Source organism: Acinetobacter sp. YH12102, from assembly GCF_013419125.1.
GTDB classification, from domain to species: domain Bacteria; phylum Pseudomonadota; class Gammaproteobacteria; order Pseudomonadales; family Moraxellaceae; genus Acinetobacter; species Acinetobacter pseudolwoffii.
This window is the reverse complement of record NZ_VPAS01000030.1, coordinates 1-10,069: the sequence shown is the minus strand read 5'-3', so window position 1 is coordinate 10,069 and position 10,069 is coordinate 1. Positions and strand designations below refer to the sequence as shown.

The following is a 10,069-nucleotide window of genomic DNA, read 5'->3' as shown; positions in this document are numbered from 1 at the left end:
TTCAAACAAATTCAGGCTGGGTTTATACTGCATTTATTATTGATGTGTTCTCACGAGCAATTGTTGGATGGAAAGTATCGACACGGATGAATACAGATATGGTGCTCGATGCATTGGAGCAAGCATTGCATGATCGAGGCATGCCAAAGAATGTGATTCATCATTCCGACAGAGGTGTGCAATATCTTTCCATTCGCTATACCAATCGTTTAGAAGCTGCAAATTTACGAGCATCAGTCGGTACGACTGGTGATTCATACGATAATGCTTTGGCTGAAACGGTGAATGGCTTATACAAAACAGAGGTGATTGAATATCTAAAAGCTGAACCGTACCGGGTTTGTCGGAGAGTCAATATTCTGAGAGACTATTCCGATGAAAAAACCAAACTATACCCCCGAAATCAGAGAAAGAGCGGTTCAATTACTAATTGAATCTGAAAAAGATTATCCTTCTACTTGGGCAGCAATCACAGCTATTGCTCCTAAAATCGGTTGTACTCCTGAAACATTGCGTGCCTGGCATCAAAAGCATTTAGATCAGCAAAATCCTATTAAAGTACAACAGATATCTGACCAAGAAAAAATGAAGCAAATGGAACGTGAAATTAAAGAATTAAAGCGTGCCAATGAAATTCTACGCAAAGCAGCTGCTTTTTTCGCCCAGGCGGAGCTCGACCGCCCACACAAATAATGGTGGATTTTATCCATCACAATAAAGATCGATATGGCGTTGAAGCGATTTGTAGAATTTTACCGATTGCAGCTTCGACCTATTATCGGGCTTTAGATCTCGTTGATAACCCAGAACATCGAGCGAAACGTGCTCTGCATGATTTACATCATGCAGAGCAAATCAAACGTATTTGGAAAGAAAGTTCAGGTCGATATGGTGTACATAAAGTTTGGCAAAAATTGAAACGTGAGGGTTATGTTATTGCACGTTGTACAGTTGCTCGATTGATGCAAAAGCTAGATATACAAGGTGTTTGGCGTGGTAAGAACAAACAAACTACCCGCAGCCGAGATGATCAAAAACGGGCAGGTGATTTAGTGAAACGGAATTTTAGTGCTGATCGACCTGACCCTTGCGAAGCAGTGCTTCTCAGGTCAGTGACTTTACGTATATTCAAACCAATTCTGGCTGGGTCTACACCGCATTTATTATTGATGTGTTCTCGCGAGCAATTGTTGGATGGAAAGTATCAACACGGATGAATACAGATATGGTACTTGATGCACTGGAGCAAGCATTGCATGATCGAGGCATGCCAAAGAATGTGATTCATCATTCCGACAGAGGTATGCAATATCTTTCCATTCGCTATACCAATCGTTTAGAAGCAGCAAATTTACGAGCATCAGTCGGTACAACTGGTGATTCATACGATAATGCTCTGGCTGAAACGGTGAATGGCTTATACAAAACAGAGGTGATTGAATATTTAAAAGCAGATTGGCAAGGTTTAGCAGATGTACAACTTGCGACATTAAATTGGGTAGATTGGTTCAATAAAAAGCGTGTACACAGTGCACTGGGTTATGTATCGCCTTTTGAGTTTGAAGCAATGTACTATGATAAGATTAACCCGTTAGGTCAGGTGGCCTAACTTAAATAAAAAAGTCTCCGATAAACCCGGTACGGTTCACTATCTAGTTAAGTATTTCTAATAAAACTATAAAGTGATACAGTTGACACAAAAAATAAATGTTCAAAATATACATTTATTTTGATATAAAGATGTTGAAATGTGCACTGCGTCACAATAATAATTTTTCAGTAGATTCATGGAAAGATATTTGTGTAGGAAATGTGCTTGAAATTGTTCCTTAAATTGTTCTAAGTCCACAAGGGATAGTTATGTTGAGATTGTCACTTTTAGCTGTTGTAGCTTCATTGGGGGTAGCGGCTTGCACATCAAGCCCATATACGAAGCCATCAGATTTACGTTTTCAGAAAAAAACGCAAGAAAATAATCAACCTATTGTATTAAAGCGAGATGAGAAGCTTTGTGGTGGTGATACAGCAGAACAGCAAAATTGCCCGATTGAATTTTATATTGACAGTATTAAAGCTGGAAATTTTTATATAAATAATTCGGCTCAATATGCATTGAAACCAGAAACATATAATTTCAAAGTAAAAAACTGTACTGAAGAATCATGCCAAAGTTGTGATGTTGACTTAAACGTAGGAAAGCTAACAAGCAATGAATTTGTACTCTCTGTCAATACAAACGGTAAACCTTTTATTTCCAATAATGGTCAGCCTTTAAGTTGTGAGGTGAAGCACAAGGTTGCTGCTCAGGAACAGATAATACGAGTGGATTTAGCTGCGGACACTTTATTTAAATTTAACGGTTCTTCCTTGAATGATTTACTGCCAAAGGGGCGTCAAGAGGTCTTGAATGTTGCTTCGCAAATTCATAACAACTTCGTTTCTGTAAGCCGCATTAATTTAGTTGGTCACACAGATCGTTTGGGAAGTGATAGCTATAACAATCAATTGGGGCAAAACCGTGCAGACACAGTACGCAACCTGTTGGTTCAAAACGGTGTATCTGAAAATAATATTTCAACGTCTAGTGCAGGCAAAAATCAACCTGTGACGAATGGTTGTTTTGATGTAAAACAGCGTGAAGAACTCAAAGCTTGTTTACAGCCTGACCGCCGTGTAACTGTCGAAATTACAGGCATTACTAAATAGTTAAAGTTTTAGAAGATAAAAGAATATAATTTTTTGGGTAAAAATATGACTAATTTTATTGTAATTGAGAAAGACTCATTAAATAAGTCTACAGTAAATGCGACACAGATTACATTAACCGAAGCTTCTATTGTTCATACTAAAATGAGCCGTGATGACGTCGACGAATTTATCCGTGATGGCAATAACTTAGTGCTTAAGTTAAAAAATGGTGAAGTTGTTGTTATTGAGAATTTTTTTATAACATATGACGATGTCGCTTCAGATTTGGTTTTTGAAGAAGATGGGTGTGTTCTATATTGGTTTGATGGCGTATCGGGTTTTAAAGGCATTCCAGGATTAGAAGCATTATTGCCTGCTGTTGAAAGCAGTCAACTCGTTGGATTGTTACCTTGGTTGGTGGGTGCTGCTGTAGTTGGTGGCGCTGCAGCAATTATTGATCACAATGACAAGGATGAAGAACCGAAAGATACTACAGCACCTACAGCACCAACTGTTGAGATTAATGATGGTGGTGATGGTGTTATCAATCCAACTGATCTTGTCAACGGCAAAGTTACAGTGACTGTTAAGCCGACCGAGCCAGTTGTAGAGGGTGATAAGATTACGATCACTCATCCAGATGGTTCAATAGAAGAAATTGAAGTTACAGCATCAAGCAAAGATGACATTAACAACAATGGTATTACTGTTGAAGTAACTCCTGCTGCGGAAGGTAAAGATACAGTTGTTACCGCAACAGTGACCGATAAAGCTGGCAATACGTCACCAGAAGGCAGCGATAATTCAACAGTTGACTTGGTAGTTCCGGGCGATGTTGACGGTGACGGTGAAAAAGACCTAACAGGTGCGCCAGTTGTTGAAATTCAAGATGGCGGTGATGATGTCATTAACCCATCAGATGTTGATGAGAATGGCAAAGTTGATGCAAAAGTAACCTTCCCGAAAGATGCGGGTTATAGCGTTGGTGATACTGTTGTGATCAAAGATCAAGATGGCACTGAACTGGTTAACCGTCCATTAACAGCTGAAGACCTTGAAAACGGCATTACTGTCAAAGTAACTCCTGCAGCGGAAGGTGAAGACACTATGTCAAACATAACGCTCCTTTCATTCATTTTAAATTTGAATTTATCTTAAGTTAATTTTGGATAAAGATAGATAAAAATTGTAATGAAAATGGCTGCAATTACAGTACTCATTTAATGCTATGACGCAGCATTTGAAAAACTCCCACGGTATGAATTTACCAAGATGCTTAAATCATGAATTTTATAAAATCAAAGATATGGCTTGTGCTGTTTCTTCCGTTTTGTGCACCAATAATGCCTATTTATGCAGCAAAACCAAAAAATTATTTAGACTCAGCTAAAGCAAACATCGAACAGTTTTTTTCGTCGCAACCTGCAGATTTGAATCAAGTGAGTATTCAAGAACTAAGTAAATACTCATGGGGTGAGCAGACAGCGCAAGATACTTTGCCAGTTATCAAATTGAGTGGTATTCAACAACAACTTAAAGGTATGGAAAAAATAAGCATTAACTCTGAAGCTGAGCTAACACTTTTTGATGCAATTCATCAAGCGCTACAGCGTCGACCTGAAATCACTCAGAGTATTGCTACTATTGCAGGCCAAGGTGCAAACATTGATGCGGCGAAAGCACAATATTTTCCTCAAATCTCTGGTGGTATTAGTACAGCTGATTTAACGACTGGCGAACGGGGAAGACAGCTTTACAGTTTATCAGCGACACAGGTTTTATATGATTTTGGAAAAATCAAAAGCGATATCAATATAGAAGAAGCGAAGTTATTACGAGAACAAGCAAATACATTAAATAGCATTGATGATATTGCATATCAAACAGCGAATGCGATGGTCAATATTAACCGTTATCAAGAAATCGTTCGTATTGCTAATCAACAAATCAAAGGAATTGCTCGAATTGCAGAAATCGCTAATTTACGGGCTAAAGCGGGTATTAGTAGTCAGGCAGATCCGATTCAGGCACAGTCAAATTTAGAAGCGGCCCAATCAAATTTACTCATACAAGAAACGCAATTAAAGCAATATCAGCAAAAGTTACAAATGCTACTAGGCTATGACGTCTCTCATGTGAAGATGCATATTCCAGATACGATCATTCGTAATGCGGGTTTATACAATGACCCAAACTTCACTCAAATTCCTAAGATGATCGTAGCTCAGGCATCAGTGCAAGTTGCTAAATTACAAAAAGAACAAACAAAACTGAGCGCTTATCCAACAATTAATATTAAAGCTAGCTTAAATCAAGCTTTGAATGGGAAAAATCCGAATAATAATGAAGATGATGGTTTTTATAGCTCTGTTATGTTGGAAGCGAATAGTAACTTTTTCCAAGGCGGGGCGACTCGAGCAAAAATCCGTTCTGCAAATTATGCGGAAGAAGCAGCAAAAGCGGCGGTTAACACAGTTTATTTAGATGTCTTAGATCAAATACAACTCATTCGTGTGCAGGTCGAAAATAAGCAAAAGCAAATGGATGTTCTAGCGTTAAGAAAAGAAACCACGGCACGGACAAAAGAGTTGTATCAAGAACAATATAAATTAGGCACCCGCACAGTGGTGGATTTATTGAATTCTGAACAAGCAATTCATGCTGCCGCACAGGAAATTGAAAATGCAAGATATGATATTTACGCGGCCCTAATTCAGTATATCTATGTTACTGGTGCTTCAAGAGCATTTTATCAACTAAATAATACTTCTATTCAAGGGTTTGAAATTTTACCATGAGCAAAACTATGAATTATCAGCCATGGCTTCAAGCCGTTCTAGCAATTGCAAAACATTATCGTATCGAACCATCTGAAGAGCGTTTACGCTTGCAACTCGATTGGAATCCGAGCCAGTCACTTGATGATATTTTGATTTTGGTGAGCCGTCAGATCGGGATGAGTCTAAGAAAAACTGAATTTAGTGAAGATATTTTGAATCCGTGGCGTTTACCACTTCTTATTCAAATGAGAGATGGGCAAGTTGGCGTATTGAATCAACTCGATGCCAATGGGAATGCGAATATTCAGTTCAGTGGTGATCAGGGATTAGCACAAGTACTTACTGTAGAGTTATTAAAAGAAAATGTGAACAATGTTTATATTTTAAGACCTGAGAAATCAATTCCTGATGTCCGTATTGATGAGTATATTAAACCATATGAGCAGAACTGGTTTTGGACGATTGTACTCAAAGACTGGAAACGCTATTTGGATGTGATGTTTGCATCATTAATGGCCAATATACTTGCATTGGCGACAGTTTTATTTTCAATGAATGTTTATGATCGAGTTATTCCTGCACAGTCTATTCCAACTTTATGGGTATTAGCCGGTGGTGTACTAATTGCAGCAATATTTGAATTTTGTTTACGAGTTGCACGTATTTATTTATCAGACATTATCGGAAAACGTGCAGATCTAAAAATCTCAGATAAGGTATTTGGTCATGCTTTAAGAATTAAAAATAAAGAGCGATCCAAATCCACAGGTACGTTTATTTCGCAAATACGTGAATTGGAAGGTGTTCGTGAATTAGTCACTTCTACAACCATTTCAGCGATTGCAGATTTGCCTTTCTTCTTTTTGTTTTTGGCCATTTTTTGGCTGATCGGTGGCAATCTGTTCTGGGTCATGGTTTTGGTTGTACCTTTAATGATTATTCCTGGAATTTTGATTCAAAAGCCATTGGCAAAATTAGCATCTGAAGGAATGCGTGAAGGTGCTATTCGCAATGCAACACTGGTGGAAGCTGTTCAAGGTATAGAAGATATTAAGTTATTGCGAGCGGAATCTCGATTTCAGAACCAATGGAATCACATGAATCAAGCTGCTGCAGATATTTCAATGCGCCAACGGAAATTAGTTGGAATTGTGGGGGCGTGGACTCAGAAAGTGCAAGGGCTTACTTTTGCGATTGTCGTACTGGTTGGATGTTTTGCTGTAATGAAAGGGGAAATGACTACAGGTGCATTAGTTGCTTGTTCAATTTTATCATCGCGCATGCTAGGACCAATTACACAGATTTCAGGAGTTCTAGGGCGTTTTCAACAAGCTAAAGTTGCTAAGACAAGTTTAGATGAGCTTATGAAGAAACCAGTTGACCAAGCACCAAATGCACATTTAATTCATAGGCCTGTTTTGAATGGACATTATGAACTTAATAATATTGTCTTCAAATATAGTGAAAACGATGCAAAACCTACTCTCATCATTCCGAAACTTGAAATTCAAACTGGTGAGAAAATAGCGATTTTAGGTCGTAATGGTGCAGGCAAATCAACGCTATTACAGTTGCTATCTGGGATGCAGGAGCCTGTTCAAGGGAAAATCAAATTAGATGGGGTTGACTTGGGGTTAATTGATCCAACGGATGTACGTCGAGATATGGGCTTACTCAATCAGAATCCACATTTGTTTTTTGGCTCTGTACGTGAAAATTTGACATTAGGCTCACCTTTGGCGACTGACCAAGAGCTTTTAAATGTGCTCAAGCTCACTGGGGCATTAAACTTTGTATTAGATAAGAAAGAAGGTTTAGATCATCAAATTTTAGAAGGTGGTGTTGGTTTTTCTGGTGGCCAGCGTCAAGCTTTACTTTTATCACGATTATTACTTCGTCAACCAAATATTCTATTGCTTGATGAGCCGACAGCCGCAATCGATGACGTTTCTGAAAAACAATTGATTGACAACCTGAAAGGCTGGTTGGGCCAAAGAACGTTAGTCATTGCAACCCATCGTCGAGCAGTACTTGAGTTGGTGGATCGAATTATTGTAGTACATGATGGAAAAATTGTTATGGATGGTCCTAAAGAGCAAGTATTAGGTAATACTCAAACCAATATAGCGAGTACAGCATCATGATTAGAAATCCTATAGAAAGAAAAGATGCTGTAAAAGTTCAAGATTTAGAACCACCATTGCCCAGACCCAGTCTATTTATTTGGATTATTTGTTCGGGGCTTCTGGCTTTATTGATCTGGGCATGGTTTTTTAAACTTGAAGAGGTTTCAACTGGTACTGGTAAAGTCATTCCTTCATCTAAAGAACAAGTGGTACAGTCTCTTGAAGGTGGAATTTTAACAAAGCTTTATGTGCATGAAGGGCAAATCGTACAAGAAGGGCAGGTACTTGCCCAACTTGACCCAACTCGCTTTGCATCAAATGTTGGTGAATCTGCTTCCTTACTACTGGCATCACAAGCAACAGCAGCGCGATTACGTGCAGAAGTCAATGGAACTGCTTTAAAGTTTCCGAGTGAAGTACTTAAAGAGCGAAGTTTAGTTGAAGAAGAAACAGCACTGTATCATTCACGACGATCTAATATAGAAGAATCTTTGTCAGGTTTACAACAGGCACTTATTTTAGTTGAACAGGAGCTACAAATGACTGAACCATTAGTAGCTAAAGGTGCAGCTAGTGAAGTCGAAGTATTGCGGCTCAAGCGCCAAGCAACTGATTTGCGCAATCAAATGAATGATGTGAGAAATCAATATTTGGTAAAAGCTCGAGAAGAGTTGGCAAAAGCCAACACAGATATCGAAACGCAATTACAAGTCGTAAAAGGTAAATCAGACTCTTTAAATCGTACTCTTTTTAAATCACCTGTACGAGGAATTGTTAAAGAAATTGATGTTATGACTATTGGCGGAGTGATTTCTCAAAATGGCAAGTTGATGACAATTGTTCCTCTGGATGAACAACTTTTGGTTGAGGCACGTATTTCACCGCGAGATATTGCTTTTATTCATCCTGGGCAAGATGCACTCGTGAAGATCACTGCCTATGATTATTCTATTTATGGTGGGTTGAAAGGAAAAGTTTCAATTATTTCACCAGACACATTGAGAGATGAAGTTAAGCAAGATCAATTTTATTATCGAGTGTATATTCGAACGGATTCAGGAAAATTGATGAATAAAGCAGGCAAACAATTCAGTATTACTCCTGGCATGGTTGCAACAGTCGATATTAAAACAGGGGAGAAAACGATTTTAGATTATCTAATAAAACCATTTAATAAAGCGCAAGAGGCTTTAAGAGAAAGATAGTTTTGAGTGAGCCTGTAAATAAATTTGAGGGTGTAAATAATTTTGTTTTTGTGCTTTTTATATGTGAATACGGCTTTGTTGCACAAAGATTTGAAATGCAAAGCGCCCCTAATTGAGCCAAATTTAAGGCGTAACTTGGGTAAGTGGTCGACCTAATTCCGTAAATCTGTTGAGGACTGCTACACGTGCATGAATTTCATTCACCTGACTAGGAAAGCTTCTTGCCATTAATGACTATGCTGTTGTCGGTATTCGCGGCGGTCTTCCGCTGTACCATCGGTCTTTTTCCTGAGTTCTGCTTCTATCGCATACAGTTTCTGAATCAGCACCAATGCCTGTTCAGCGACCTGACTTTTCCCGGTCACATGCAGTTCATGGAATTTACGACGTGCATGCGCCATGCAGCCCACCTCAATGACATCGCCTGATTTAAAGCGTGCTTTATAACCACTGTAATCATCACAGACCAGATGGCCCTGCCAGCCATTCAGGAACTCTTCTGCATGCTGACCTGAACGGCTATCCTGAAAGTCATAGATCACCGCTTGAACTGGATTGTACTGTGTAGTGGCATAGGCCCAGACATAACCTTTCTTCGGTTTTTTCTCATCATCACCCATCCGCATGATGGTGACCGGCGTTTCATCGGCATGGATCACCTGCTGTTGTAGTACCACCTCTTTTAAGGCATTGGCCAGAGGCTCCAGTTCCACACCGCAGCGACCAATCCAGTCAGATAACGTTGATCTAGAAAGTTCGATTCCCGCCCGCTGATAGATCAGACGTTGACGGTACAGCGGCAAATGATCGGCATACTTCGATACCAGCACATGGCTGAGCAATTCAGGTGAAGCAATGCCTTTATCAATCACATAGGCGGGCATCGCTTGCTGAGTCAGAGTGTCACACTGATCACAGACCCATTTACCACGCACATGCTGTTCCTTATAGAACTGTGCCGGTCTGAAATGCAGTTTTTCACTGATATCTTCGCCGATACGACGGAGTTGGCAGCCACAAGCACATTGGGTTGATGCAGGTTCATGCTCAATACGGATGGTGTATAGATGATCTGGCAGTGGTCGACGTTTAGGTTTATTGGTTTTGGCTTTGTGTGTCACTGCATCGGTTTTATCTGCATTTAGCCGTTCCAGTTCCAGATCAACGGCTGCAATATCTTCTTCGACCGCTTCATCCCAGAGATGGATTTGTTTTGCAGTGAGATGTTCGTTTTTACTGCCGAATTTGTGCTGTTTAAATAGTGCGAGTT

Annotated in this window: 5 protein-coding genes, 4 pseudogenes and 1 other annotated feature; of the genes and pseudogenes, 7 read left to right on the top strand and 2 right to left on the bottom strand. The window is 39.4% G+C overall.

Annotation, left to right across the window (positions count from 1 at the left end):
* The 7 genes and pseudogenes from FTU42_RS14200 to FTU42_RS14170 all read left to right on the top strand — a co-directional run.
* A pseudogene (locus FTU42_RS14200) lies at positions 1-329 on the top strand (DDE-type integrase/transposase/recombinase); the annotation flags it as partial.
* 46 nt (positions 330-375) lie between these two features.
* Positions 376-1,609: pseudogene (locus FTU42_RS14195) on the top strand (IS3 family transposase).
* Positions 651-767, top strand: a sequence feature (AL1L pseudoknot). Its footprint overlaps the pseudogene before it by 117 nt.
* Positions 1,610-1,860: 251 nt before the next feature.
* Complete coding sequence (locus FTU42_RS14190; protein WP_163120772.1) at positions 1,861-2,706, top strand: OmpA family protein; 846 nt, start codon at positions 1,861-1,863, stop codon at positions 2,704-2,706.
* Positions 2,707-2,751: 45 nt separating this feature from the next.
* Complete coding sequence (locus FTU42_RS14185; protein WP_163120771.1) at positions 2,752-3,846, top strand: BapA prefix-like domain-containing protein; 1,095 nt, start codon at positions 2,752-2,754, stop codon at positions 3,844-3,846.
* Between the two features lie 125 nt (positions 3,847-3,971).
* Positions 3,972-5,486, top strand: a complete 1,515-nt coding sequence (locus FTU42_RS14180) for a TolC family protein (RefSeq protein WP_163120770.1) — start codon at positions 3,972-3,974, stop codon at positions 5,484-5,486.
* Positions 5,483-7,612, top strand: coding sequence for a type I secretion system permease/ATPase (locus FTU42_RS14175; protein ID WP_163120769.1), 2,130 nt, complete (start codon positions 5,483-5,485; stop codon positions 7,610-7,612). The genes FTU42_RS14180 and FTU42_RS14175 overlap by 4 nt, the downstream gene beginning before the upstream one ends.
* Positions 7,609-8,799 (top strand): HlyD family type I secretion periplasmic adaptor subunit, encoded by a 1,191-nt coding sequence (locus FTU42_RS14170; protein ID WP_163120768.1) that lies wholly within the window; start codon positions 7,609-7,611, stop codon positions 8,797-8,799. The genes FTU42_RS14175 and FTU42_RS14170 overlap by 4 nt, the downstream gene beginning before the upstream one ends.
* Positions 8,800-8,922: 123 nt before the next feature.
* Here FTU42_RS14170 and FTU42_RS14165 read toward each other — a convergent pair.
* Both FTU42_RS14165 and FTU42_RS14160 read right to left on the bottom strand, forming a co-directional pair.
* A pseudogene (locus FTU42_RS14165) lies at positions 8,923-9,030 on the bottom strand (IS5/IS1182 family transposase); the annotation flags it as partial.
* A gap of 2 nt (positions 9,031-9,032) precedes the next feature.
* Positions 9,033-10,069 (bottom strand): annotated as a pseudogene (locus tag FTU42_RS14160) (IS66 family transposase); the annotation flags it as partial.